This window comes from Nocardia sp. NBC_01388, assembly GCF_045040085.1.
Lineage (GTDB): Bacteria > Actinomycetota > Actinomycetes > Mycobacteriales > Mycobacteriaceae > Nocardia.
In genome coordinates this window covers 95999-122278 of the sequence record NZ_CP109553.1, presented here as the reverse complement: position 1 = coordinate 122278, position 26280 = coordinate 95999, and the positions used below count along the sequence as shown (strand labels likewise).

Sequence of the window (26280 nt, the reverse complement as noted above, 5' to 3'; positions counted from 1 at the left end):
CTGGTCGTCTATTCGACTGGCATCGCCCGGGCTCCCTTCCGCCGGGCGACACAACTACAGCACGTTTGGGAGCTCTGGGACCGACCCCGCGCAACGCACGACGGCCCCGGGAGTTCCCGAGTACTACGCAGCGTAGACCAAACGGGGCACCGCATTGTGGTGGGGTCCGCTTCGACACTCCGGAAGCCGTGTCCAACTTGCCCTTCGCTGTGTTTGATCTGCCCTTCGCTTCGCTACGGGCGGGTTCGCGGCCCCCTCTGTCTCGTTCTTCCCTCCCTCCGCTCCTCCGCTTCGCTCCCCCGCTCCACTCGGTCCAGAACGAGACGGGCCGCGAACTTGGGGTGCATCCGCAGGAACGCGAGCGGGGCGAGTGCGGCATACTCTGGCAGTAAGTTTCGTGTCCTGTTCGGCGCGATGGTGTGCACAATCCTTGACTCCGGAAACGAGGTTCTGCCCGCAGTGTGTGGACTGCTCGGATTTCTGACGGCTCAGACGGCGACCACCCCGGACGGGCGGACGGTCGAGACCACGGCGGCGCAGGTTTATGAAGCGCTGCACTGCCAAAGGCACCGCGGACCCGATGAGAAGGGCACCTGGAACGACGATCGCATGATCTTCGGCTTCAACCGCCTCTCGATCATCGATATCGAGCATTCGCATCAGCCGCTGCGCTGGGGCCCGCCGGAGAACCGGCAGCGCTATGCGCTCACCTTCAACGGCGAGATCTACAACTATCTCGAATTGCGGGAAGAGCTGAAGGCCGAGCACGGCGCGGAGTTCGGCGAGGAGCCGATGTTCCTGACCGAGGGCGACTCCGAGGCCATCGCGGCCGCGTTCCACTACTGGGGCGCCGAGGCCTGCAAGCGGCTGCGCGGCATGTTCGCCTTCGCCATCTGGGATACCGAGCAGGATCGGCTGTTCATCGCTCGCGACCCGTTCGGCATCAAGCCGCTGTTCCTGGCCACCGGGCCGGGGGGCACGGCCTTCGCCAGCGAGAAGAAGAGCCTGCTGGAACTGCTTCCGGCACTGGAACTCTCCGATGAGCTGGACCCGCGCGCGCTGGAGCACTACACCGTGCTGCAGTACGTACCGGAGCCGGAGACGCTGCACAAGAACATCCGGCGGCTCGAATCCGGTTGCTACGCCTGGATTCGCCCCGGTGTGGCGCCGAGCTTCACGCGCTACTTCGATCCGAAGTTCCGCGTGGTGCCCTTCGCCAAGGACGGTGAGGTGACGGCGCATACGCCGACCACCAATCCGCGCCCGGCCACGCAGCGTCCCAACACCGCCGCCAATCGCTATCGGGAAATCGCCGAGGCGCTGGAGGATTCGGTCGCAAAGCATATGCGCGCCGACGTGACCGTCGGCTCGTTCCTGTCCGGCGGCATCGACTCCACCGCCATTGCGGCGCTTGCCATTCGGCACAACCCGAACCTGCTGACCTTCACCTCCGCCTTCGAACGCCAGGGGTATTCGGAGGCCGATGTCGCCGCCGAGACCGCGGAGGCCATCGGCGCGAAGCATTTCATTCGCATGGTCAGCCCCGAGGATTTCGCGGGCGCGATTCCCGAAATCGTCTGGTACCTGGACGAACCCGTGGCCGATCCGGCGCTGGTTCCGCTGTACTTCGTGGCCAAGGAAGCCCGTAAGCACGTCAAGGTGGTGCTGTCGGGCGAGGGCGCGGACGAGCTGTTCGGTGGCTACACCATCTACCGGGAACCGTTGTCGCTCAAGCCGTTCGAGTACCTGCCCAAGGGTGTGCGCAAGCTCGCGGGCAAGCTCTCGGATCGCATTCCGGAGGGCACTCGCGGCAAGAGCCTGCTGCACCGCGGCTCGCTGAAGCTCGAGGACCGCTACTACGGCAATGCCCGCAGCTTCAATGACGCCCAATTGCGTTCGGTGCTACGCGATTTCCGGCCCGAATGGACGCATCAGGACGTCACCGGTCCCATCTACGGCGTGCAGGATCGCGGTATGGATCCGGTGGCCCGCATGCAGCATCTGGACCTGTTCACCTGGCTGCGCGGTGACATCCTGGTCAAGGCCGACAAGATGACCATGGCCAACTCGCTGGAACTGCGTGTCCCCTTCCTCGACAACGAGGTCTTCAAGGTCGCCGAGAAGATCCCCTTCGAGCAGAAGATCACCAAGGACACCACCAAGTACGCGCTGCGCCAGGCCCTGGACGGCATCGTCCCGCCGCACGTCCTGCACCGTGCCAAACTGGGTTTCCCGGTCCCCCTGCGCCATTGGCTGCGCGGCCCCGAACTCTTCGACTGGGCCCGCGAGCAGATCACCGAATCGGGCACCGACCACCTGCTCGACAAGGCCGCAGTCATGACCATGCTGGAGGCACACCGCGCCGGCCCGATCGACCACTCCCGCCGCCTGTGGACCCTGCTGATCTTCATGGTCTGGCACGGCATCTTCGTCGAGCACCGCATCAAGCCCGATATCCAGGAGCCGGTCTACCCGGTCAACCTCTGAGCGACGCAGGCGGTGGCCGCACACCTTCCCGGGTGTGCGGCCACCGCCATGTCGCGGCCAGGTCATCGCGAGGGCGGCAGCTCCGCACGACCGGGAGCACCACACGATCAGCGGCATCATCACGAGGTCGGAGCCATCGCACAGCCGCCGCCTTCTCACGCGAGCGTCATCAGGTGGGCGATCCCGAGTCACGACCACAGGCAGCGACTCACAGCCGCGAACTGTCAGGTCGGCGCGTTCGGCCCGACCGCGTCGGCATGCTGATCACCGTGCGACGTAGCGTGATCATGGTGCGCGAAAACTTGGCCGGCCGTACCGACTTCGCAAGCGAACAGCTATGTGGGTGATCTTGGCCGGGCTGGGCGCCCTCGCCGTCGTCACCGGATGGCTGCCGTCCGAGGTCGCCTATGACATCGGGGTCACCCGGGCCGCACCGATTCTGGGGTTCCTGGTCGCGGTGACGGTGCTGGCCGAACTGGCGGATATCGCAGGTGTTTTCGATATCGCGGCGGTCTGGTGCGCGCGATTGGCACGCGGTTCCACGCTGCTGCTGTTCGGGTTGACGGCGGTGCTGGCCACGGTCACGACAATCTGTATGAGCCTGGACACCACCGCCGTGCTGCTCACCCCGGTGGTGCTCGCGCTGACCCGCCGCCTCGGGCTGGCGCCGCTGCCCTTCGCCTTTCTGGTCGTGTGGCTGGCCAATACCGCCAGTCTGCTGCTGCCGGTTTCGAATCTCACGAACCTGCTGGCCCTGCAGCACGCCAACACCTCCACGCGGGCGTTCGCCGCACACATGGTGATCCCGCAATTGGTGGCGGTCACCCTGACCGTCGTCTACCTCGGCATCGTGTTCCGACGCCACCTCACCGGCAGCTATGCGGCCCCTGAACCGGTAGCCCCGGCCGATCGCCTGACCTGCATCGCCTGCGCTCTCGCGTGCGGCGGTTTCGCCGTCGCCATCATGGCCGGCGTACCCCCGTGGCTAGCCGCGACGGCAGCCGCTACCGCGACACTGGCGGTCTTCGCGTTGCGCGGCCGCAAACACCTGAGCTGGACTCTGTTCCCCTGGCGGCTGATCGTCACGACCGAGGGTCTGTTCCTGACTGTCACCGCCGTCGTCCACCACGGCCTGGGCGATCTTCTGATCCGCTGGTCGGACGGGTCCGGTGCCCGCACCACCGCAGTGGCGGCCACCGCCTCGAACCTCATCAACAACCTCCCCGCCTATCTGGCGATGGAAACAGCTGTCCCCCAAGGCAACCCGAACGGCATCTACCCTGTCCTGCTCGGCACCAATATCGGCCCCCTCGTCACGATGTGGGGCTCCATGGCCACCCTGCTCTGGGCCCAGCGCTGCCGCTCTCGCGGAGTCCCCATCAGCGCAAGAACTTTCGCCACCATCGGCATCATCGGCATGCCGATAGTCCTGCTGGGCACCTGGCTCGCCCTCCCCGGCTAGCTCTCCCAGCCGGTATGCGCTGGGCCGCTGCGGACGAGGCGCCGCACGGTGCGACGCCTTGCCGAGCCGGCTATCTGCTCGTGATCAGCATCCGGCCGGCGGGGTCTTCACGGCCGAACCGGTGAAGCAACCGGGCTGGAGCTGCCTCAGGACGTCGGCCAGGAGGTTGATACCGACACTGCCGGTGCTACTGCCGCTGTCGGCATCCGAGGGTGCGGCGACGGGTGCGGCGGCCGTGGCGGCGAAGGCGAGGGGCGAGCCCGCGGAAACGGCAGCGGCGACGGCGATCCCGATGAGGGTGGTGCGGATGGTTCGAGTCACGATGAGAGATCTACTTTCGGTACAGCGGCGGACGCCTATACGTCCTATTGAGCCTCGATCAATGTACAGAGTTGTTCGCAGGTAGGAGGCGTAACCGATATCCCCAATGCTGGGACAATTCAGCCGGGAAGCCGAAGGGGCCCACCACGGTCGGCTCCGCGGCACGTGACCGGTCGTCACCGGGTGATGTTAGGGTCGCCTGGAACGTGAACGCGTCTAGGGTTCCGCGAGCAGGCCGTGAGTCAGTACCCACAATCAGGCCTGTGAGGACTGGTCCGAGCGACGCCACGACGGGGCTCACCGCGTACGTGCTGTCGATGCTCGACCAGCCCGAGGCGGTGGCGGCAGCCATATCGGCCTTCCTCACCGGAAAGCCGATCGAGACGCTCTCAGGGCTTGATGAACTGAGCCAGTAGCTCGGTCTGTTCGAACATTGCGGCCGTTTCGCGGGCCGAGGGGTCTCCGGCATCAGGGTCGGCACCGGCCGCCACAAGAGCGCGCAGAATCCCCGGCTCACCCTTGAACACCGCACCGGACAGTGGAGTCTGACCGGCGGCATTGGTGATATTGGGATCGGCACCGTGCGCCAGCAGGGTCACCACGGCCGCCTCGTGCCCGTAGTACGCGGCGAGCATGAGCAGATTGTCGCCACGCGCATTGGTCAGGTTCACCGGAACCCCGGCGTCGATATAGGCGCCCAGCTTCTCGGCATTACCCTCACGTGCGAGTTCGAAGATCTGCCCGGCCAATTCGAGAACTTTGTCCTCGTCGTCAGTACTCACGGCTCCACTACTACCAGGTTCCGGCGAACTCAGTAGAGCAGCGGCCCCAACTCCTTGGCACAGCTGCGCGCCTGACCGTCATGACCGAGCAGCGCCCCGACCCGGCTGCTCGGCCCGGAGATGCACAGCGCACCCTCGACCGTGCCCGTCTCGTTGTAGATGGGATAGGCGAGACAGGCGAGTCCCGCGACGAGTTCATTGACCGCCTGGGCGAATCCGGCTTCCCTGACCACGCGGATCTCTTCCGCCAGCACCCCGTGGTCGATATGCGTATGACTGGTGACGCGCACCGGTTCGGGAACCATGGCCCGCCACTGGGTTCGGCTGGCGAGCAACAGCTTCCCTGCCGCCGAGGCGTGCAGATACCGCACGAGTTCGCGTTCGCCCAGCACGGGATGATCGGGATCCTCGCTGATCACCTGCACGGTATCAGGCCGGAAGTTCATCAGATGCACGGCGAAACGCGTCGAATCGCGGAACTCGGTCAGGCACTGCCGCGCCGCACCGGTGACCACCGAGGTCTTCATGGCCTCGGCCAGCCCGCGCAGCCGCACGCCGAGCCCGAAGCCGCGCAGATCCGCGGTGCGCACCAGAAATTCGTCGGCGACCAGCGCATTGATCAACCGGTAGGCCGTCGCGGGCGCCATGCCGAGCCGGTCCGCGATCTCCTTGGCGGTCACCCCCACCCCGCAGTCCGCGACGACCTCGATAATGGCCAGTGAGCTGGTGACGGTATTCGCGCGCCGTGAGTCCTTCATGCGCCGCTACCGGAACGTCTCGGTCTGCAGCAGATCGGCGCGCAGCGGTTCGTCGTAGATACCGACCCCGCGCAGCCGCTCCGGCGCGAAGATCCGCAGGCCCAGGGTGAACACCAGGGAGGCGACCATGACGGCCGCATAGCTGAGCAGCAATTCGGTGTTATTGCTCTGATTCGAGAAGCACGCCGCGACCACCAGCAGTGCGAGCAGGACAGCGGTGACCGTGCCGAGCACCGTGATCACCCGGCTCGATTCCCGAATCCGGTGCAGCAGTGCGGGACCGGCGAGACAGGCGGGCAGATAACTGCCCAGATAACCCAGGGCGCTCAAGGTCAGGAACGATCGAATGCCGTCCTGCGGCGCCATTCCCGCCAGCAGCGCCACCACCGCACACGAGGTCACCACGAACATGCTGAGCACGATCGCATGGGCGGGCGTATGGAACCGCGGGTGCGCACGCCCGACCACCGCGGGCGCGATGCCTTCGCGCCCCATGGTGAACAGCACTCGCACCAGGGCATTCATCGAGGCGAGTGTGCAGGCGAAGAACGAGGCGGCGATGCCGAGGTCGACCACCCCCGCCAAAAACGCCGAATTGTCCCGCAGCAGCAGGTCGGTCACGGGAGTCATACTCTCCGATACCGTCACCGATCCGTCGGACAGTGCGACCGCCTGGCCGCACACCGCGACCAGATAGATCGCGCCCGCCGCGACCGGCGTCCACACCAGTGTTCTGGGCACCGAGCGGAACGGCCGATAGGACTCTGAGGAAAGCGTTGTGGCGCTTTCGAATCCGACGAAGGCGCTGATGGCCAGCACGGCGCTGATGGCCAGCGTGCCGGGATCGACTGGCGCGACGAAATCGTGCGGAATCCGCGGCGTCTGGTTGTCCCTGGTCATCAGGAAGACCATCAGGGCCAAAATCCCGGCGACCGAGACACATTCGATGAGCAGGGTGGTCGCGGCGGAGATCCTGATGCCGCGCGCCATCAGGAGCACGGCGACGGTTGCCGCGACCAGCACGATGAGCACGATGGCGACAGTGCTGCCCGAGCCCGCCATCCCCGCCGCACCGGCGACCTGATCGAGGTAGGTGCCGACCGCGAACAGGCTCGATACGCTCACCGCGCCGTAGCCGACGATCGCGGACCAGCCCACCGGAATCGCGACGCTCGGCCCGAGTCCCTTCGCGACATAGGTGTACAGCCCGCCGGTCACCGCGAGCCGCTGCGCCATCGGCCGGATGACGAGTGCGACGCAGACGGCCAGCACCGCCGCGGCCAGGAAGACGAGCACGCTCGCGCCGCCGCCGACCGCGCTGATCACGAACGGCGGTGTGACAGCGGCGGTTCCGGAGGGCGCGATGGCCGCGACCGATTGTGCGAACACCGGCAGGAACGGAAGTTTCCGGCGCACCAATCCGCGGATGGATGAGCGCCGAACCACCAGCGGCGGGCTCGGCGTGCGCAATTGCCTCACAGAACCCTTTCTCCTGATATGCGGTGGAGGCACAGCGTGCTCGATTCGTATGTCGAGCAGGTTAATTCCGGTAACGCCCGCTTATCGCGGCCCGGGAAAATCTCGCCGCCATTTCTCTCACTTCCGGTCACCGCTACACGAATCAACCGGTAACAGAGCACAACTAGCATTCCGGCACATCGGGCTGCACACAGCACGAATCGCTCGAATTGTGGCGCTCGCCATAGGAATGGAAGGACGGAATTTCCGTGGCACTCAGCGAGGCCCGCCGGGACGGCGAATTCGATCGCCGCACCGCCCTGGGACTGGCCGCGAAGGCGGCCATCGCATTCACCGCATTCGCCGGTGGCACGACCGCGCTACGGCCGGTCCGTGCGGCGGCCGACGCCGGTGACGAGGCGGACCTGGCCTTCGCCCCGGCCACCGAATTGGCAAGGCGCGTCGCCTCGAAGCAGATTTCGGCCACCGAACTGGCCACCCTGTTCCTGAGTCGTATCGACCGGCTCGGCCCGGCGCTCAATGCCTTCACCACCGTCATGCACGAGCAGGCCCTGACCCAGGCCACCGATGACGTCATCAATCGCGTCATGCCGTTTATCGACACCGCCGATGTCCTCATCACCCCCACCACACCCGGGCCCGCCTGGGAGGCCGGACAACTCACCGGAATGGATTTCCACGGCGCCGCACTCAAATCCCTGCCCGCGGCGAGCTGGACCACTATCTGGAATGTCTGCGGTAATCCGGCCGCCGCCATTCCCACCGGATTCTCCGCCTCCGGGCTACCGCTCTCGGCACAGCTGATCGGGCCGCCCGACAGCGAGCTGCGACTCACATCGCTGGCCGCACAGATCGAACAGGCACAGCCGTGGTCGGGCCGCCGGCCACGCATCAGCTGAACCTCCCCGAACACGAAAGCGTCACGCAGAGAGATGAGTTCATGACACAGCAGATAGAGGCCGCCTCCGTAGCGGCGGTCGCACCCGAATCAGGCACACCGCCTGTCCATCGCCTCAAGGCCAATGCCATCGGCCTGCTGGGCGTGGTCTTCATGGCCATCGCGACGGCCGCGCCGATCACCGCCATGACGGGCAATGTCCCGTTCATGATCTCCTCGGGAACCGGAACCGGCACTCCCGCGGCATTTCTCATTGCCATGGTGGTGCTGGCCGTCTTCTCGGTCGGCTTCACCACCATGTCCAAGCACATCACCGCCACCGGCGCGTTCTACGGCTTCATCTCCTACGGTCTGGGCCGGCGCGCCGGACTGGCCGCCGGAGCGCTGGCGGCCTTCGCGTACATGGTGTTCGAACCGTCGCTGGTCGGCATCTTCGCCAGCTTCGGAACCAATACCGTGACAGCGCAATTCGGCGTGCACGTGCCGTGGTGGGTGTTCGCGATCATCATGCTGGGCATCAATTCCATCGGCACCTGGTTCGGTGTCGCGGTGGCCGAGAAGCTGCTGGTGGTACTGCTCGCCACCGAGCTGACCGTGCTCGCCGTCATGGCGGTGGCCGTGGCCGTGCACGGCGGCGGGCCGCACGGGTTCTCCTTCGCGCCGCTCAACCCGGTCAATGCCTTCGCCGGACCCTCCGCTGGACTTGGACTGTTCTTCGCCTTCTGGTCCTGGGTCGGCTTCGAATCGACCGCCATGTACGGCGAGGAATCCAAGAATCCGAAGAAGATCATCCCCAAGGCCACCATGATCGCCGTGCTCGGCGTGGGCGTCTTCTACGTTTTGGTCTCCTGGATGGCCATGTCCGGCAACGGTATCGGCGAATCGGCGACGCTGGCGGGCTCGGACAATCCGATGGATGTGTTCTTCCACCCCACCGAAACCTATGTCGGCCACTGGGCCGTGATCGCCATGCAGTGGCTGATGATGACCGGCTCGCTGGCCTGCGGTATGGCCTTCCACAATTGCGCGGCCCGCTACCTGTACGCCCTCGGCCGTGAAGGCGCGATTCCCGGACTGCAGCGCACCATCGGGCGCACCCATCCCCGGCACGGCTCCCCGCATATCGCGGGTCTGGTGCAGACCGTCTTCGCGGCGCTGCTGGTGCTGGCCTTCGGCATTGCGGGCAAGGATCCCTACTCCGGCACCTACACGCTGCTCGCGATCCTCGGCACCATGGCGATTCTGGTGGTGCAGGCGACCTGTTCGTTCGCGGTGCTGATCTACTTCCGCAACAACCATCCCGAGACCCGGCACTGGTTCCGCACCCTGGTCGCCCCGCTCACCGGTGGCATCGCCATGCTCGCCGTGGTGGGCCTGCTGGTCGTCAATATGGGCGCGGCCGCCGGCTCCGAATCCGGATCGCTGGTGCTGCACGCGACACCGTGGCTGGTCGGGGTGATCGCCATCGGCGGCTTCGCATACGCGCAGTACCTCAAGCAGCGCCATCCCGATCGCTACACGCTGCTGGGCCGCACCGTGCTCGAGGAGACACACGAAAGGTAGTGCCCGGTACGGCGCATCGATCGGGATGCGCCGTACCGTCGTGTCTATGAGTGAGCGCCTGGTGATCATCGGTGGGGATGCGACGGGAATGTCGGCGGCTTCGCAGGCACGCAGGATGAAGACTGCGCAGGAGCTCGAGATCATCGTCTTCGAGCGCGGGCATTTCACCTCGTTCTCGGCCTGCGGCATCCCGTACTGGGTGGGCGGGGATGTACAGGCACGCGATGAGCTGATCGCGCGCACGCCAGAGGAGCATCGGGCCCGCGATATCGATCTGCGCATGCGGACCGAGGTGCTGGAGATCGATGTACCGGGCCGCCGGGTGCGGGCCCGGGATCTGGAGGCGGGCACCGAAAGCTGGACGGAATACGACAAACTCGTCATTGCCACCGGTGCCACGCCGATTCGCCCGCCCATTCCGGGGATCGACGCGCAGGGTGTGCACGGCGTCCAAACCCTCGATGACGGGCAAGCCCTCATCGAAACGCTCGAATCCACCGTGGGTCGGCGCGCGGTGGTGGTCGGCGCGGGCTATATCGGGGTCGAAATGGCCGAGGCGCTGATCAATCGCGGCTACGACGTCACCATGATCAATCGCGGTACCCAGCCCATGGCCACACTCGATCCCGATATGGGTGCGCTGATCCGTAAGGCCATGGACGGCATGGGAATTCGCGTCCTGTGCGATGCCGCACTCACCGCCGTGCTCACGGACGACGACGGACGCGTCCGCGCCGTCACCACCGCCGATGCCGAATTCCCGGCCGATGTGGTGGTGCTCGGCATCGGCGTGCGGCCCGCCACCGAATTGGCCCGCGCCGCCGGACTGCCGCTGGGCCAGCACGACGGGCTGCTCACCGATCTCGCCATGCGGGTGCGCGGCTACGAGAACATCTGGGCGGGCGGCGATTGCGTGGAGGTGCTCGATCTGGTCTCCGGCACCGAGCGGCATATCGCCCTGGGCACGCACGCCAATAAGCACGGGCAGATCATCGGCGCGAATATCGGCGGCGGCTACGGCACCTTCCCCGGCGTCGTCGGCACCGCGGTCAGCAAGGTCTGTGATCTCGAGGTGGCCCGAACCGGATTGCGCGAGAAGGACGCCCGCGCCGCCGGCCTGCAATTCGTGACTGTCACCATCGAATCCACCAGCCGCTCCGGCTATTTCCCCGGCACCGCCGCCATGACCGTGAAAATGCTCGCCGAACGGCGCACCGGCCGCCTGCTGGGCGTCCAGCTCGTCGGCCGCGAAGGCGCCGCCAAACGCATCGACATCGCGGCCGTAGCCCTCACCGCCCGCATGACAGTCGAGCAGATGATCGCCCTCGACCTCGGCTACGCCCCGCCGTTCTCCCCTGTCTGGGATCCCATCCTGGTCGCCGCCAGGAAGGCCGCCCTCGCCGTCGAGCGGGGGCGCTGAGCCGCCGGCGACGCACCGGTCGCACGCGAATCGAGCGCGACCGCTGAGCTGGCGGCCACGCCACGCGGCACTCGAGTCGAGCACGACCGCGGAGCTGTACACCACACGCTGGGCTCGAGCCGACCGCTGCGGCGGTCAGCAACCGGGTGGCGCCGCGAATACAGCCTCGACCGAGCCGCTGTCGCGCGCCCGCGCGGACTGAGCCGACTCAGACGCGGCGGCTCTTGCTGGTCTTGGCGCGGGCGGCGCCGAGGATGGTGAGGATCATGACGGTCATGATCTCCATGGTGTTGAAGTTGGCGGATAGGGGTGTCGGGGCGGCGGCCACCGGGACCTGATGCGGCAGTGGCGGTTTGATCACCACCGGGGCGGGCGGCACCACCGGGACCGGCGCCGGGGGCACGGGCTCGGGGGGAATGACGGGTGCGGCCGCCGGAACCACGACGGGCGGCGGGGACGGGAACCCCAGCGGGGTGCCGGGGGCCAGCTTGGGGACGGGCAGGAGCAGCATGCAGGTCAGCAGTGCGCTGCCGGTGACGGCGCTGCCGAACATGACACTGCCCGCGCCCGAGGATCCCGGGCCGACCAGGCCGCTGGAGCCGAGGATGAATCCCGGGCCGATCAGGCCGGAGCCGAGACCGCTGCCCGTCAACAGGCCCAAACCGATTGCGGCACTGCCGACTACGGCGCTGCCCGCGCAGGCGGGCAGCACACTGCCGGGTTGCAATCCCAGCGTCTCCCCCAGCGTGCCCGCTGCCGGGGCCGCCGCGACCGGGGCTGGGGCCGGAGCCGGGGGTGCGCTATCGATGCTCTCCGGTTTGGCGGTCACGGCACGACCGGGGTGCGACCCGTGCGCCGGGTTCATGCCCAGCGAGCTGCCCGAGGACGCGCCGCCACCGCCGCCACTACCGGAGTAACCACTCCCGGTGCCGAGTCCGAGCGAACTGCCGGTGGGCCCGTCGACCGCCTGCGGCTGCGAAGACGCACTGCCACTGGCGATCTCGCCGATGACATCCGGCAGGCTCGGATCGGCGCCCGCCACACCGGGCCGCAACGCCAGCATCCCCACGGCGATCTCCACCACCGTCAAAGCGGCGAATCCCCTGGGGGCTCTTCGTGTTCGGTTCATGTCAACCATGTGCGACTACCTTCTCTCAGCGCGGAAGCCCGCTGGACGGCGCGCCGGAGGCAGTGATGTGCTGGAAGCGGGACAGGGCCAGCTCGAAGGCGTCCTTGGACACCGTGTTCCCGCCCGCGAACGGCCGATCGAGCTGGTAGACGGCCACGATCACCGCACCGATCACCATTCCGAACAGTCCGGTCATGATCACGCTGCGCCTGGTGACCACCACACCGGAGAGCACGGTGCCGATCAGCAGCATGACAGTGCCGAACCAGAGCGCCACGTAAAGGAAAGTGGGCAAATGGTATTCGGCGTCGATGCCGCGGTCGTACCGCGCTTCGGCAGCCGCATCGAGCGCCGCATCGGCCTTGCTCTGCAGGTCCTTCACATCCGGATCGGTCGACTGCACGCCCGATACCGCCGCACGAATATTGTCGAACGTGTCCTGGGTGGGCTGGCTGAGCTTCGAGTCATTGGCCATGACCTTCCACTCCTGGCCCACGACCTCTTCGGTGTAGGCGCGTGTGAGGGACTGGATCTGCGAGCGGCTGGGCTCGGGCAGAGTATTGGCGGCCTCGTAGACGGTGGTGAGCGCCTTACCCTCGGCGATGGTGTGCGCATGCGTATCGTCGTACTGCTGCCACAGGATCACCACGATGAAGGCCACGATGGCCGCGAAGAACATATTGACCAGATCCAGCACCATATTGCCGGCGGCCTTGTCATCACCGTGCCGCCAGGATTTCGGGCGTATGCGATCGCCGACCACAAAAACGACCACCGCCACGACAGCGAAAAGGACGAGCATACCCAGTTGCAACGCCATACGTGACTCCGTCTCCAGACCCGGGCAACTCCGATTCATCTGGTATTCGGGGCCACAGGCCGGTCGGATTTGTGAATCAGCCGCCACAAGTGAGGATTGCGGCCGTTATAGCGACGGTGAATTCCAGTGCGGCCCCGAGCACATCACCATTGAGCCCGCCGAATCGCCGCACACAATGCCGCACCAGCAGCACCGATATACCGAGCGCGGCAATAACACCGACCGGTCCGTCCCACCAATTCCCGGTGCTGAATATCGCTGCCACTACGGCAATTCCGGCCCACAGCGCGCCGGTGACCACCGACTGCGTCCCCGCCACCAGCGCCCCGAACCCCGCCCCCGGTGCCGCCTCGATCCCCCGCCGGCAAGCCAGCACCACCGCAACCCGCCCCGCGACCACCGCCAGCACCAGCGCCGCCCACCGCCCCGACTCGGCCAGCGCCGCAAACGAAACCGCCTGAATCCCGATCACAAAAATCAGCGCCGCCACCCCGAACGGCCCCGCCCCACCACTCTTCATAACCTCCCGAGCCCGCTCCGGCGCCCCATAACTCCCCAACCCATCCATGGTGTCGGCAAGCCCATCAATATGCATCCCCCGCGTCCCCAACCCCAACCCCGCCACCGCCACAAACCCACCCAGCAACCACGAACCCCCCGCCGCGCCAATTCCCCAAACAACTCCCGCCGCAGCCACTCCAAGCAGCAACCCCACCACCGGAGCCCACCCGATAGCCCGACCCGCAGCCTTCCGATCCACCTCATCCGGCCCCCGCACCGGCAACACCGTCAACCAGGAAATCGCCAACCGCAACCCGTTCACGCGGTCACCTCAACCACAGCCGCTGCCCGCGACGCCGCGAACTCACGATGAAGGACCACGTCAGCGCCGAAGGTCGTACGGGGGTCCTGGTGGTGCTGCACGGTGTCGCGCCGGACTCGCCGGTGAGCAAGACCAGGAATGCTGAAATTCGCGGCAGGCCGCCCCTCGTCAACCCGGCAGGCTTTTGGCCGGGATCCACACAGGCCACACCCCAACGGGTTTGGATCAATTCCGGCCAAAAGGCGGGGGGACGGCGGTGTCCGCGCCAACAAGGCCGAATCCACCCACGACACAGCATGTCCGAGCGGAAAGTGCCGCCCCGCCGATAAAGCTGCACCATCACACATCGCCGACTTCGGAAGCCGAGGCGGCAAGGCCGAATGTGCGCACGACACAGGCTGTCCGGCCGGGCGATGTCGCCCGGCCGTCATGGCTGCGTCGTCAGGCACCGGCGGGTTCTGCCGCGTCGGCGGTGCTGACGCCGGCGTCGGCGAAGGTCGCCATTTCGGAGAGGGTGGCGATGGCGGCGCGGAGGATGGGGAGGGCCGTGACCGCGCCGGAGCCTTCGCCGAGGCGCATATTCATTTCGACGAGCGGTTCGAGTTCGAGGCGCTCGAGGGCGATGGTGTGGGACGGTTCGCTGGAGCGGTGCCCGGCGATCCACCATTCGCGTGCGCCGACGGCCAGCTGATCGGCGACCAGGGCGGCTGCGGTGACCACCACGCCGTCGAGAATCACCGGGGTGCGGCGGGCCGCCGCGCGGGCGAGGAAGCCCGCCATGGCGGCCAGGTCGGCTCCGGAAGCGGTGCGCAGCAGGGCAACCGGGTCCTTGATCACCGGGCGCGCACGCCACATGGCATCGCGGATCGCGGCGGTTTTGCGAATCCAGCCGGCATCGTCGACACCGGTGCCGCGGCCGACGGCGACCACAGGCTCCGTGTCGGTGAGAGCGGCGATCAGCACCGTCGCCGGGGTGGTATTGCCGATTCCCATATCTCCGGCAATGAGAAGGTCTGCGCCGGAATCGATTTCCTCGTCGGCGATGGCCGCGCCGGCGGCGAGCGCGGTCTGCACCTCGGCCTCGGTCAGCGCATCCTCGCGGTCGATGGATCCGCTGGAGCGCCGCACCTTGTGCCGCGAAATCTCCGGAGCCGTATCCCCGTCCACCGCAATGTCTTCCACACGCACGGTGGCATCGGCCAAGCGCGCCAGCACATTCACCGCGGCGCCGCCATTGAGGAAATTCCCGACCATCTGCGCGGTCACCTCACTGGGATACGCCGACACCCCGTGCCGCGCTACCCCGTGATCGCCCGCGAACACCACAATGCGAGCCCGCTCGAACTGCCTCGGCGGACACACGCCCTGGCACGCCGCAACCCAGTTGGCCAACTGCTCCAACCGCCCCAGCGCGCCGGCAGGCTTGGTCAACTGCAACTGTCGCGCCTCAGCGGCGGCCCGCACCACCGGATCGGGACCGTTAACCGGGCCGAACGCAATCCGCGCAGGCTTGGAAAGATTCGCAGCGCCCGGCTGCCCGGCCGCGCGCGCCGCGGTACTGCCCGCAGCGGGGGCCACGGGTGCACCGGTCGAGCCGACAGCCGTTGCGGCCGCAGCGGTCGAGTCGGCAACGCCGCCATCCGCCGAATCAGCTGCGGCGCCACCCATGGTGGCGGCACCCTCCGTAACTGTGTCCGGCGCGGTGGCCGGAGCCGCCGTCCCGGCTGCGGTGGCCTCAGCCACTCCGCCTACCGCGACGCCGGCGGCAGCCGAAGCGACCGAAGTCGAAGCGGCCTGCGCGACAGAGGGATCAGCCGTCGCCGCGATGTCGGTAGGTACCTGGTTCGAGACCGGCTGTGTGGCAGACGATTCCGCCGCGGTGCCGACAGCAGCGCCACCCGCTACCTGCGAGTCGACAACCGCGCCGCCACCGAGACCCGAGGTCGCGAGGGCGGCGGCCGACGCGATCGCACGGTCGGGCTTGACCTGGATGGCCTGACCCGCGACCACGAGGTACACCTCATCGCAGAGCTGAGCCAGCCGCTGGTTGAGCGTGCCGAGCTCGTCACGGAAGAGCCGTCCGGAGCGCGTGGCGGGAACGACACCGAACCCCACCTCCGGGCTGACAATGATCAACCGCTCCGGGTAGGTCGCGACGATATCGACAAGCGCGTCCATTTCGGATGCGACGGTGCCACGCGGGGACTCCCACGCGTCATGGGCATCGATGCGCGCCGTCAGCCAGGTACCGAGGTCGTCCACCAGGGTGACCGAGGCCAGCTCGGCCAGCGCCTCGAGCAGATCGTGCTCCACGATGGTCCAGTTACCCGGCCGCCGAACCCGATGCGCCGCAATCCGTTCCGCGAAATCCGCATCACCGGGATCCGGCACCGCGGTAGCGATATAGCGCACCGCCTCCGATACGACCAACTGTTCAGCAAAGGCCGACTTACCGGACCGGGCTCCACCGAGCACCAGCGTCCGAAGCGGTCGATCGGTTGATTGAGCACTGTGCGACACGTCAGCACGGTATCAACAGCACGCACTCCCCGGCCGACTAGGCACGACTGTCCCCGCCGATTCGCCGCCACAACCGATGCCACCCCTCCCCGAGCGCGACCCGCATAAGGCTCGAACCACCCGCCTCAGCCGAACCTACGGCGGCGAAGAACACCGAAATCGCACGCGCCGGGCCGAAGTCGTCTCTCCATCACAGGCAACACTCCGAGCGACTGCGCGGCCCACCACACCGCCTGCTCAGCCGGGCTGGCCCACCAGGCGGTCAGACCAGCGATCGAGGCGCTCGGCCGGGCCGAACAGCCAGATCGGGCGTCGAAACCAGATGGCTTGGACAAGTCACTGCGACCGCGGCGGTTACGAGACGCGGGCGCCGAATCTGCGACGGTATTCGACGGGGGCGATGCCGACCATCCGCTGGAAGTGGTGGCGCAGCAGGGCCCCGGAGCCGAATCCGCAGCGGTTGGCGAGGGATTCCAGATCCAGGTCCGTGTCTTCGAGGAGCTGTTTGGCGAGCAGAATCCGCTGCCCGGTCAACCATTTCACCGGGGTGGTGCCGGTTTCGTCGGCGAAGCGGCGGGCGAAGGTGCGGGTGGACATATTGGTGCGGGCCGAGAGGGATTCGACGGTGTGCGGCAGGTCGAGGTGCTCATCCATCCAGTGCAGTGTGTCGCTGAGGCTGTCGATGCTGCACTCGACGACCGGGCGCTCGATGAACTGCCGCTGCCCGCCGTCCCGCTGCGGCGGCACCACCATGCGCCGCGCAATCGCATTGGCCACCGAACTGCCCAGCTCACGGCGGACCAGATGCAGGCAGGCGTCGATCCCGGCGGCCGTGCCGGCACTGGTGATCAGATTGCCCTCATCTACGAACAGCACATCCGGATCGACGGTGGCCAGCGGAAATCGTTGCGCCAGTTGGCCGACATGCCGCCAGTGCGTAGTGCAGCGCCGCCCGTCCAGCAGTCCGGCCTCCCCTGCCAGGAACGCCCCAGAGCAGACAGTCAAGACGGTCGCACCGCGCTGCGAGGCGTCCCGGACGGCTTCCACCACACGCGCATCGAGCAACTGCTCCTCATGGAACGGAAAGGCCGGAATCGCCACCAGATCCGCGTCCAGCAGTTCGTCCAGCGCGAACTGCGGGGTCACCTGAATCCCCGGTGAGCTGGTATTGAGCGGCTTCCCCGGCTCGGCTCCGCAGACCTTGAAGTCGAATCCGGGCAGCCCATCGCCCGTCCGATCCAGCCCGAAAACCTCACAGACCACGCCGAATTCGAACATGGCGAGCCGCTCGTTGAGTACGACCGCGACCTTCGAAAGCATGACCTCACCCTACCTGGCTGGATCTTTTCGGACAATGTCAGAGCTGCCACTGTTGGCAGTAACTGCACTAGAGAAAACTTACTGCCATGCAAGCCCTCACCGCAATCGCCGCAGCCGGATCCGCAATGACGGCCCTCGGCTATCTCACCTACGGCGCCATGGCCTGGGACACCACCGATTCTGACGACAGCGAGGCATGCAAATGACCACCATCACCTCCGCGACCGGGCACATCTCCCGCTGCGCGACCACCGAGCCCAAGGCAGCAGCCATGTTCACCCGCCTCTTCGCCCTCCTGGCCGCGGCCGGGCGAGCCGTCCCGTTCCATCGCGAATCCCATTGGGAGATGGTCGGATCCACCGGCATCACCGATCGCGACTACGACCGTTCCGCGCTGGAACTGCGCGCCATCGCCGGTGTCCGCGAGCACGGCTGAGATGCCAGGCGATGCTCGCCGGTCTCAGCGGTCGGACATCGCCACTGAGCGGCAATATTCGCAGCGAAGCAGCGGTTCGTGACCGCTCAGGCCGACCCCTCCAACGACTGAGGCCGCCCATCAAGGGCGGCCTCAGTCATTACGTTCGAACCGATCTCAGATGCTGTCGCCAGCGGTGACCCGCGGCTTCGGCGCACGCATCCGCCGAATCTGCGACGCGCGCACGAAGGCGTACCAGCCGAGCGAGAACTTCGAATCCGTCGAATCCGGGAACCGCTCCAGCACCCGCTTGTTCACGATGCGCCCCAGAATCACACCTTCGATGATCATGAACAGCATCATCACCAGCATGGCGAGCGTGACGATCGCCTGCAGCGCGGGCGACAGAATCATGCTCAGGATCAACACGAGCGCAAGGGGCATGAACAAACCCAGCAGATTGCGCCGCGCATCGACGATATCGCGCACGTACCCCTTCACCGGCCCCTTGTCGCGCGGCAGCAGGAACTGCTCCTCGCCGGCGAGCATGCGGGCGCGCCGGTCCTGCACGGTGGCCTTGCGCTCGGCCGAGTCCACCTTGCGCTCGGCCCGGGTACCGCGCAGCGACTTACGCCGGGCGCGTGCCTCCTTCGAGGTCAGGGGCGCCGGTGCGACCGGCCCACGACGGCGGGCCTGGGCCTCGCGCCGCTTGGGCGTCGGCCGCCCTTTGGCGGCGGTGGGTGACCGGTCCGCGACCGTCGCCGCGGCACCGGCATCGACGGCAGAGGTGTCGGAGGTGGGGTTGGAATCGCCACGGCGCAGGAACTTCACGCCGACCAGGCTATTCGATAGCGTGTCCACAGGAAGAACCTGGTCCGTCCATTTTGCCGGCAGAGTCGCAGCCGCGCCGCTCAATCCCTGCACTGCCGCCGGATTGCCCGCCGCGTAAGATTGGGAATAGTCGCCAGCCAAGTGGCGTTGAAGGCCACGTGCCGTGCGCCTCTCACGGGGTGAAAACAGGTCCATTAGGAGAGTTCATGACTGTGCAGAACGAGACCACCACTCATGGTGCGACTCTGACGGACGCCGCCGCCCTCAAGGCGAAGGCGCTGCTGGATCAGGAGGGCCGCGACGACCTGGCGCTGCGGATCGCTGTACAGCCGGGTGGTTGTGCCGGGCTGCGCTACCAGCTCTTCTTCGACGACCGCTCGCTCGACGGTGACCTGGTTGTCGAGTTCGGCGGCGTCAAGCTCGCGGTCGACCGCATGAGCGCCCCCTACATCCAGGGCGCCTCGATCGATTTCGTCGACACCATCGAGAAGCAGGGCTTCACCATCGACAACCCGAACGCCACCGGCTCCTGCGCCTGCGGCGACAGCTTCAACTGAGCTAGCCCTACCAAGCGCGGAACGTCCCCTCGGGGAAGTTCCGCGCTGCACTATGTCCGGGGTAGTGGCTCCGAGAGTTGGAGCAACCCGTCTCGGACAGTGTATTTTCTAGGTGCGGACCTATCGGTCCGTCCTCCCACCGGCCCCGCGACTGCCGTCCCGCATGCAGGTGTGCGCAGCGCACGTCACCAAAGGATCGACGCCCGTGACCATCGCCGTGTCCGCCTCCATCGCGACCGACCACCTCATGCGCTTCCCGGGAAAATTCTCCGATGTCCTGCTGGCGGACAAGCTCGAGCACGTTTCCCTCAGCTTCCTCGTCGACGACCTGGTCATCCGCCGTGGCGGGGTGGCCGGCAATATCGCCTACGCCATGGGCCTGCTCGGCCAGACCCCGCTGCTCGTCGGCGCGGTCGGCCCCGACTTCGCCGAATACCGGCAGTGGCTCGAATCCCATGGCGTGGACTGCTCCGCCGTCCGCATCTCCACCGAGGCGCATACCGCGCGTTTCGTCTGCACCACCGACGAGACCATGGCGCAGATCGCGTCCTTCTACCCCGGCGCCATGAGCGAGGCCCGCGAAATCTCCATCGGCGCACTGGCTTCCGATCGTGAGCTGGCGCTGGTGCTCGTCGGCGCCAACGATCCCGATGCCATGGTGCTGCACACCGAGCAGTGCCGCGAAGCCGGAATCCCTTTCGCCGCAGACCCTTCACAGCAGCTGGCCCGCCTGGACGGCGAGCAGGCGCTGTCGCTGATCGACGGCGCCGCGTACCTGTTCACCAATGAGTACGAGTGGAGCCTGCTGCTGCAGAAGACCGGGCTCACCGAGGCCGAAATCGCTGAGCGCGTGGGCATTCGGGTCACCACCCTCGGCTCCAAGGGCGCGAAGATCGTCGACCGCGACGGTACCGAACTGCATGTCGACGTGGTGCCGGACAATGCCAAGGTCGATCCGACCGGTGTCGGCGACGGCTTCCGCGCGGGCTTCCTCACCGGGCATTCGGCGGGCCTGTCGCTGGAGCGTTCGGCCCAACTCGGTTCGCTCATCGCCGTTCTCATCCTGGAGACCACCGGCACCCAGGAGTGGACCCTCGACCACGATGTCGCTCTGAAGCGCCTGCGCGAGGCGTACGGCCCCGAAGCCGCTTCCGAGATCGAGTCGATTCTCCGGTCATGAGCCAATTCCCTTGCTGCACACAGGAAGAGGCTTGCAGCTGCAACCCGTGGGTCACGCCGCATTAGGCTGCATGACACCAGCCTAAACGGTGGCGCGCTGCGCGATGTTCAGCGCAGCGTTGTAGTCCGCATGCTCAGCGAAGCTGCAGGACCTACAACGAAAAGTCTGCTGGTCACGTCGATTCTTGCGATCGATGTGACCGCAGGCCGAGCACCGTTGACTCGTATAAGCCGGATCGACGACTGTAACCGGCACGCCCGCTAGGGCTGCCTTATAGCTGATGAATGACGCCAACTGCGCGAAGGCCCACGAATGAAACATGGCTCGCTGGGGCTTGCGGTGCCGTACCCGCTCACGGATGCCCGTCAATTTCTCAACGGCAATCCCGCGACCGGTGCGTTTCGCCTCAGCCACTATCTCTTTGGACACGCAGTGATTGACGTCGGAGACGAACCGCGTTTCACGGCGCGACCGTCGCTTCAATCGACGTTTGGCAGATCTGGTTCCAACCTTCTGGAGTTCAGTTCTTTTGTGCAGGAAGCGCTTACGCGTTCGAGTGATCGGCTGACCTTGATAGAAGGTCCCATCAGATGTTACGGCGATGTTCTCGATCCCCAGGTCAACGCCGAGGAACCCCGTGGGTTCAGCAGCAACAACATCCGGAACCGTGATCGTCACCAGTAGAAACCACTTCCCGCGCCGGTGCACCAGATCCGACTCCCCCACCGGGTGGTCAGCGACGGCCTTCAACTGCTGTTGCCCACCGACGTACGGGATGCCCTTGATCCGGCCGCGTACCGTCCACAACGACACGACCTGAAGATTTGCGACCAGGGAGAAGTTGCGGGAGTCGAACGGCTGGGCCGAATCATTACGAAAAGCAACCCTCCGATTTGCGGCGCGCAAATAGCGCGCAGATCCCTTCTTCCCGTAACTGCCCGCAGCAAGGTTCGACCACAGGCTCGCGTAGGCGTCAGCCACCTTCTTGATTACGTGCTGGGCCGCCTGCGAACCGCCCACCGATTGTTTGACTTGGCGGTAGCACAACCGGCGCAGGTCATAGTTCGATGGCACCTTACCCTTGGCGCCCCTGTGGCTATGTGCCACGTCGGCAACGACATTTGCAGCCCGATTGCACACGGACAGGGTTTCAGACAGCGCAGCCTCAGTCGCACTGTCTGGCATCAGCCTCAATTGAACAACCAACCTCACGAAATCCAGACTATCGAATCGAACAACTTTTCGAGCCGAATCAAGTGAAGTAACTTTCCCAAACCCACTGCCAGTCTGTACTATTCGTCCGGATACTGGCTGTTTCAGCGTCACGACTCTGCAACCTGGCCGACTCATTCGTCCCACACACTGACTCCGTAGTCGGCTTTCAACCCATCTGTCCGGACCACCGAGCCAGACCATCAAGGCTGCCGACGACGCTTGTATTCCAGCTCGTTTCGAAGGACTTGATGATGGTGGTACGGGTCGGCATTGTGGATCTCATTTCGACCCGGCCGGACAGCATGACGCGAAGAGTGTTCCTGGAAGCGGTGCACGGGGGCGCCGGTCAGTTGATCGGTGACGAGTATCGGGTCGAGACAATCGTTTTCGGCATCGATCCTAGAGGATCCGTCGACGACGTCGATTGGCCCGCATTGACCGCGATGGACGCTCTGATCGTCAGCGGCAGCGAACCCACCGGAACCGCGATCGGCGCCGAACCCTGCCTGACGATCATCTCGCGCATCCTCACCGAATGCGCAGCCGCGACCTCGGTACTGTTCTCCTGCCAATCAGCCCACGCCGCACTGCATTTGCTCCACGACATCGACCGCCACCGACTACCCCGGCGTCAGCACGGCGTTTTCGCGCACACGCTTCCGCTCGAGGCTGCTGCCACTATCCACCGGCAGATTGGACTGGCAGTGGATGCCAGTCCAATCGCCGCAGGCCTCGTCCACATCGCAGGCCTGCCCGGCAGCGCGGAACATGGAGACATCTCAGGTCTCGCGGCTGCCGCAGGCCCCTCCGACCCTCCACGTCTCGCGGCTGCCGCAGGCACTTCCGACCATCCACGTCTTGCGGGTGATGCAGACACCTCTGGCGATTCAGGCCTTGTGGGTGATGCCGGTCGCTCACTGACCGCCGGTCTCGCAGGCGCGGTGCCGTTCCCCCACTCCCGCTGGAACGCAATGACTTCCGCGGACCTCCGCGCAGCAGGCGTCCCCCTCCTCCTGGATTCCGCCGAAGCCGAATGGCACCTGGCCACCTCCCCCGACGGCCTGCACCACGTCTTCGTCCAGGGCCACCCCGAATACCTCTGCGACACAATGGCCCGCGAATACCGCCGCGACCTCCGCCGCTGGATCGCCGACCCGACCCTCCCCTTCCCCGACATCCCCCAGAACTACTTCCCCGCCGACACCCACCGCCAACTCCTCGACCACGCCACCCAGGTCCGCACCCGCCGCGACCCAGCCCTCCTCGACGAATTACCGCTCCCCGCAACCTTCGACGACGTCGCCCACAGCTGGGCACCCCACGCCCAGCAGTTCTTCGCCAACTGGATTCACGCCATACACGTCCGCTGCACGACCGGCGCTCCGGTGCCCACTTACTGAACTCGCCCGCACGATGACGCCATCACCCATCCCCGGTACGCCGTTTCGCCCCTCGTAACGAGCGCCCCTGGGATCGACGAACCTAACGTCGCGATCTTGCTGGACACAGGCGGTGTCCGATTCGAACCATGCACTCTGCAGCCGTCAGCGCGTGTTCAGGCGGCGAGGTCGGCTCGGCGGGCCGCTTCCAGTTCGAGCGCAGCCCACGTCTTGAAGAAGTCACGGCGGACCCGCTTACCGAAATACAGCCTGAACAGCACGGCGAACGGACCTGTGACTCGCACGGTCTTCTGGCAACGAATTCGCCCGTCACCGAGATCCTCGAATCGGTTCTCGCCGACCAGCTTTCCGCCCGGCACCCGGCTCTGCGACCCCCATCGGCACCGCGGCTCGACCGTCGTGATCATCCAGTTGACACCGGGTCCGCCGCGCGGCTTGGACCATCCGGTGGTCCCCGGAGCGAAGGCGCCGTCCAGCCGGGCCGTCTGCTCGTGCGGATCCCACGCTGGACGCCCTTCCACGTCCGTGGCGGTCGCCCACACGACCGCCAGATCCCCGCGGATGACCGTCTCGGCCGAAATCTCGTACATCACAAGAACTCCTATCATGTTGTCGCGACAACACTAACTGTTGTTGCGACAACATGCAATCTTCAACCTGCACTGGACACGCGGATTCCATGACCTCCGGCCGAGCGCGTACGCGATTGCGGAACAACTCGGGCACGAGAGGAGGAACCGTTCCGGCGGGACTGCTGACGGCACACCCTGATCCGGGACAGGTCCGGGTGCCACGATGAGACGCCGAGGCAATAAGCTTCTCGGCATGGGCTCGGACCGTTTGTATTTTCGTCAGCTGCTCGCGGGGCGCGACTGGGCCGCCGGTGACCCGATCGCCACGCAGATGCGGAACTTCGCCTACCTGATCGGGGATCGGGAGAGCGGGGAATGCGTGGTCGTGGACCCCGCGTACGCCGCCTCGGATCTGGTGGATATCGCCGAGGGTGATGGGATGCGACTGACCGGCGTGCTGGCCACGCACCACCATCCGGATCATGTGGGCGGCACCATGCTCGGGTTCACGCTGAGCGGCGTCAAGGAGCTGCTCGAAAAGACCGATGTGGCAGTGCACGTCAATAACGAAGAGCTGCCGTGGGTCGCGAATGTCACCGGTATCGCGCCCAGCGAGCTGACCGGACACGCGCACGGCGACAAGGTCAAGGTCGGCGGCTTCGAGATCGAACTGCTGCACACGCCCGGGCATACGCCGGGCAGCCAGTGCTTCCTGTTCGAGGATCGGCTGATCGCGGGCGACACCTTGTTCGTCGACGGTTGCGGCCGCACCGATTTCCCCGGCGGCAACTCCGACGATATGTTCCGCAGCCTGCGCTCTCTCGCTGCGCTGCAAGGCAATCCGGTCGTCTACCCCGGCCACTGGTACTCGGAAGAGCCCAGCGCGGATCTGTCCACGATCGTGCAGAAGAACTACGTCATGCGCCCGCAGACTCTCGATGAGTGGCAGATGTTCATGCCGAGCTGATCATGCCCGAAGCTCGTTCTTCTCGACGTCGAGAGCTGATAGCGCCCTGCACATCACGGTAGCTCTCGCCGCCGACGATACGACCGCCGTTTTGACACGAAAGTGCCTGCTCCGAAACCGTTCGGAGCAGGCACTTTTCGGTCTTTCGGGCCTCAGGCCAGAGCGCTCGGCAGAGCACACGTCGTCGTGCGCCCGGCACCTACGCCATGGTGCGCAGCCAGCCGTGGCTATCGGCGAAGGTGCCGCGCTGAATGCCGGTGAGCGTGTCCCGCAGCGCCATGGTGACCTCGCCGGGTTCGCCTCCGCCGATGGTGAATTCGCGATCGGCGGACTTCACCCAGCCGACCGGCGTGATCACCGCGGCGGTGCCGCAGGCGAAAACCTCGGAGATCTCACCGGATTCGGCGCCCTTGCGCCATTCCTCCACCGAGATCTTGCGCTCCTCGACCTTGTAACCGGAGTCGGCGGCCAGCGTCAGCAGCGAGTCGCGGGTGATGCCGGGCAGCAGCGAACCGGACAGCTCCGGCGTCACCAGCCGCGCCTCCGAGCCGGTGCCGAAGACGAAGAAGAGGTTGTTGGTGCCCATCTCCTCGACGTACCTGCGCTCGATCGCGTCCAGCCACACGACCTGATCGCAGCCCTCTTCCGAGGCCTGCTTCTGCGCCAGCAGCGAGGACGCGTAATTGCCCGCGACCTTCGCCTCACCGGTGCCGCCGGGAGCCGCACGCACGTATTCGGTGGACAGCCACACCTTCACCGGCTTCACGCCACGCGGGAAATACGCGCCGGCCGGGGAGCCGAGCAGCAGGTACTTGTACGCGCTGGCAGGCTTCACACCCAGTCCGGCCTCGGTGGCGAACATGAACGGCCGCAGGTACAGCGACTCTTCGCCGCCGGCGGGCGGGACCCACTCGGAATCGACCTCGAGCAGCTGCCGCACGGATTCGATGAACAGGTCTTCGGGCAGCTCGGCCATGGCCATGCGGGCCGCCGACCGCTGGAAGCGCGCCGCATTGGCATCAACACGGAAGGTGGCGATGCTGCCATCTGCCTGCCGGTACGCCTTGAGACCCTCGAAGATGGCCTGGCCGTAGTGAAACACCATGGTCGCAGGGTCCATCGACAGCGGACCGTACGGCTTGACCTCCGCATTGGTCCACTGCCCGTCGACGTAATCGATGGACACCATGTGGTCGGTGAAGAATCGCCCGAAACCGGGCGCCGCGAGAATCTCCTGTCGCCGCTCCGCCGGGGTCGGGGCGGGATGCGGGGCACGGGTGAATTGCGCGGCAACTGTCATGGGTTGGAGTCTAAAACCTCGGGTGCGGAATGGAGCGATCCGGCCTCCCAGCATTGTGCGG

General features: G+C 66.2%; 24 protein-coding genes. 11 read left to right on the top strand and 13 right to left on the bottom strand.

Annotated elements, in window-relative coordinates; genetic code table 11:
* Nucleotides 1-459 precede the first annotated feature (459 nt).
* Both asnB and OG716_RS00485 read left to right on the top strand, forming a co-directional pair.
* The gene (gene asnB / locus OG716_RS00490) at nucleotides 460-2487 is read left to right on the top strand and encodes an asparagine synthase (glutamine-hydrolyzing) (protein ID WP_405135774.1); all 2028 of its coding nucleotides are present in this window, start codon (nucleotides 460-462) and stop codon (nucleotides 2485-2487) included.
* Nucleotides 2488-2824: 337 nt separating this feature from the next.
* Nucleotides 2825-3949, top strand: coding sequence for an SLC13 family permease (locus tag OG716_RS00485; RefSeq protein WP_405135773.1), 1125 nt, complete (start codon nucleotides 2825-2827; stop codon nucleotides 3947-3949).
* Between the two features lie 84 nt (nucleotides 3950-4033).
* Here the strand turns inward: OG716_RS00485 and OG716_RS00480 are convergent, their stop codons facing one another.
* The gene (locus OG716_RS00480) at nucleotides 4034-4270 is read right to left on the bottom strand and encodes a hypothetical protein (protein WP_405135772.1); all 237 of its coding nucleotides are present in this window, start codon (nucleotides 4268-4270) and stop codon (nucleotides 4034-4036) included.
* A 263-nt stretch (nucleotides 4271-4533) separates the two neighbouring features.
* Here OG716_RS00480 and OG716_RS00475 point away from each other — a divergent pair, with 263 nt between their 5' ends.
* On the top strand, nucleotides 4534-4686 hold the full coding sequence (locus OG716_RS00475) for a hypothetical protein (protein ID WP_405135771.1): 153 nt from the start codon (nucleotides 4534-4536) through the stop codon (nucleotides 4684-4686).
* Here OG716_RS00475 and OG716_RS00470 read toward each other — a convergent pair.
* Genes OG716_RS00470 through OG716_RS00460 form a run of 3 tightly spaced genes read right to left on the bottom strand, consistent with a single transcriptional unit; the run spans nucleotide 4660 to nucleotide 7289 of the window.
* Complete coding sequence (locus OG716_RS00470; RefSeq protein ID WP_405135770.1) at nucleotides 4660-5052, bottom strand: ankyrin repeat domain-containing protein; 393 nt, start codon at nucleotides 5050-5052, stop codon at nucleotides 4660-4662. The genes OG716_RS00475 and OG716_RS00470 overlap by 27 nt on opposite strands.
* Nucleotides 5053-5081: 29 nt before the next feature.
* Complete coding sequence (locus tag OG716_RS00465; protein WP_405135769.1) at nucleotides 5082-5810, bottom strand: IclR family transcriptional regulator; 729 nt, start codon at nucleotides 5808-5810, stop codon at nucleotides 5082-5084.
* 6 nt (nucleotides 5811-5816) lie between these two features.
* Nucleotides 5817-7289, bottom strand: a complete 1473-nt coding sequence (locus tag OG716_RS00460) for an APC family permease (protein ID WP_405135768.1) — start codon at nucleotides 7287-7289, stop codon at nucleotides 5817-5819.
* A gap of 248 nt (nucleotides 7290-7537) precedes the next feature.
* On the opposite strand from OG716_RS00460, the gene OG716_RS00455 reads away from it, so the two are divergent.
* Genes OG716_RS00455 through OG716_RS00445 form a run of 3 tightly spaced genes read left to right on the top strand, consistent with a single transcriptional unit; the run spans nucleotide 7538 to nucleotide 11170 of the window.
* Complete coding sequence (locus OG716_RS00455) at nucleotides 7538-8188, top strand: amidase family protein (protein ID WP_405135767.1); 651 nt, start codon at nucleotides 7538-7540, stop codon at nucleotides 8186-8188.
* A 41-nt stretch (nucleotides 8189-8229) separates the two neighbouring features.
* Nucleotides 8230-9750 carry an APC family permease gene (locus OG716_RS00450; RefSeq protein WP_327141121.1) on the top strand — a complete coding sequence of 507 codons (1521 nt, stop codon included), beginning with the start codon at nucleotides 8230-8232 and terminating at the stop codon, nucleotides 9748-9750.
* 46 nt (nucleotides 9751-9796) lie between these two features.
* Nucleotides 9797-11170 (top strand): FAD-dependent oxidoreductase, encoded by a 1374-nt coding sequence (locus OG716_RS00445; protein WP_405135766.1) that lies wholly within the window; start codon nucleotides 9797-9799, stop codon nucleotides 11168-11170.
* A 208-nt stretch (nucleotides 11171-11378) separates the two neighbouring features.
* Here the strand turns inward: OG716_RS00445 and OG716_RS00440 are convergent, their stop codons facing one another.
* The 5 genes from OG716_RS00440 to OG716_RS00420 all read right to left on the bottom strand — a co-directional run bounded on the left by OG716_RS00440 (nucleotide 11379) and on the right by OG716_RS00420 (nucleotide 17782).
* Nucleotides 11379-12308: a hypothetical protein gene (locus OG716_RS00440; RefSeq protein ID WP_405135765.1), complete on the bottom strand. Its 930-nt coding sequence runs from the start codon at nucleotides 12306-12308 to the stop codon at nucleotides 11379-11381.
* 16 nt (nucleotides 12309-12324) lie between these two features.
* A complete protein-coding gene (locus OG716_RS00435) occupies nucleotides 12325-13119 on the bottom strand; it encodes a DUF4239 domain-containing protein (RefSeq protein ID WP_405135764.1) in 795 nt (264 codons plus the stop codon).
* Between the two features lie 76 nt (nucleotides 13120-13195).
* Entirely contained in the window at nucleotides 13196-13942 is a 747-nt protein-coding gene (locus tag OG716_RS00430) for an adenosylcobinamide-GDP ribazoletransferase (RefSeq protein WP_405135763.1), read from the bottom strand.
* Nucleotides 13943-14383: 441 nt separating this feature from the next.
* Complete coding sequence (gene cobT / locus OG716_RS00425; protein WP_405135762.1) at nucleotides 14384-16462, bottom strand: nicotinate-nucleotide--dimethylbenzimidazole phosphoribosyltransferase; 2079 nt, start codon at nucleotides 16460-16462, stop codon at nucleotides 14384-14386.
* A gap of 354 nt (nucleotides 16463-16816) precedes the next feature.
* Nucleotides 16817-17782, bottom strand: coding sequence for a helix-turn-helix domain-containing protein (locus tag OG716_RS00420; RefSeq protein ID WP_405135761.1), 966 nt, complete (start codon nucleotides 17780-17782; stop codon nucleotides 16817-16819).
* A gap of 202 nt (nucleotides 17783-17984) precedes the next feature.
* Between OG716_RS00420 and OG716_RS00415 the strand changes: the two genes are divergently transcribed.
* The gene (locus OG716_RS00415; protein ID WP_405135760.1) at nucleotides 17985-18218 is read left to right on the top strand and encodes a hypothetical protein; all 234 of its coding nucleotides are present in this window, start codon (nucleotides 17985-17987) and stop codon (nucleotides 18216-18218) included.
* A gap of 156 nt (nucleotides 18219-18374) precedes the next feature.
* Here OG716_RS00415 and OG716_RS00410 read toward each other — a convergent pair whose 3' ends face one another.
* Entirely contained in the window at nucleotides 18375-19028 is a 654-nt protein-coding gene (locus tag OG716_RS00410) for a DUF3043 domain-containing protein (protein WP_405135759.1), read from the bottom strand.
* 206 nt (nucleotides 19029-19234) lie between these two features.
* On the opposite strand from OG716_RS00410, the gene OG716_RS00405 reads away from it, so the two are divergent.
* Both OG716_RS00405 and OG716_RS00400 read left to right on the top strand, forming a co-directional pair.
* Entirely contained in the window at nucleotides 19235-19585 is a 351-nt protein-coding gene (locus OG716_RS00405) for an iron-sulfur cluster assembly accessory protein (protein WP_327141129.1), read from the top strand.
* Between the two features lie 205 nt (nucleotides 19586-19790).
* The gene (locus OG716_RS00400; RefSeq protein WP_405135758.1) at nucleotides 19791-20765 is read left to right on the top strand and encodes a carbohydrate kinase family protein; all 975 of its coding nucleotides are present in this window, start codon (nucleotides 19791-19793) and stop codon (nucleotides 20763-20765) included.
* A gap of 81 nt (nucleotides 20766-20846) precedes the next feature.
* Here the strand turns inward: OG716_RS00400 and OG716_RS00395 are convergent, their stop codons facing one another.
* Nucleotides 20847-21977 carry an RNA-guided endonuclease InsQ/TnpB family protein gene (locus OG716_RS00395; RefSeq protein ID WP_405135757.1) on the bottom strand — a complete coding sequence of 377 codons (1131 nt, stop codon included), beginning with the start codon at nucleotides 21975-21977 and terminating at the stop codon, nucleotides 20847-20849.
* 254 nt (nucleotides 21978-22231) lie between these two features.
* Between OG716_RS00395 and OG716_RS00390 the strand changes: the two genes are divergently transcribed.
* The gene (locus tag OG716_RS00390; protein WP_405135756.1) at nucleotides 22232-23380 is read left to right on the top strand and encodes a homoserine O-succinyltransferase; all 1149 of its coding nucleotides are present in this window, start codon (nucleotides 22232-22234) and stop codon (nucleotides 23378-23380) included.
* Between the two features lie 155 nt (nucleotides 23381-23535).
* Here OG716_RS00390 and OG716_RS00385 read toward each other — a convergent pair whose 3' ends face one another.
* Nucleotides 23536-23970: an SRPBCC family protein gene (locus tag OG716_RS00385; protein WP_405135755.1), complete on the bottom strand. Its 435-nt coding sequence runs from the start codon at nucleotides 23968-23970 to the stop codon at nucleotides 23536-23538.
* Nucleotides 23971-24205: 235 nt separating this feature from the next.
* On the opposite strand from OG716_RS00385, the gene OG716_RS00380 reads away from it, so the two are divergent.
* The gene (locus OG716_RS00380; protein ID WP_405135754.1) at nucleotides 24206-24919 is read left to right on the top strand and encodes an MBL fold metallo-hydrolase; all 714 of its coding nucleotides are present in this window, start codon (nucleotides 24206-24208) and stop codon (nucleotides 24917-24919) included.
* A gap of 199 nt (nucleotides 24920-25118) precedes the next feature.
* On the opposite strand, the gene OG716_RS00375 is transcribed toward OG716_RS00380, so the two are convergent.
* Entirely contained in the window at nucleotides 25119-26219 is a 1101-nt protein-coding gene (locus tag OG716_RS00375) for a branched-chain amino acid aminotransferase (RefSeq protein WP_405135753.1), read from the bottom strand.
* Nucleotides 26220-26280 lie beyond the last annotated feature (61 nt).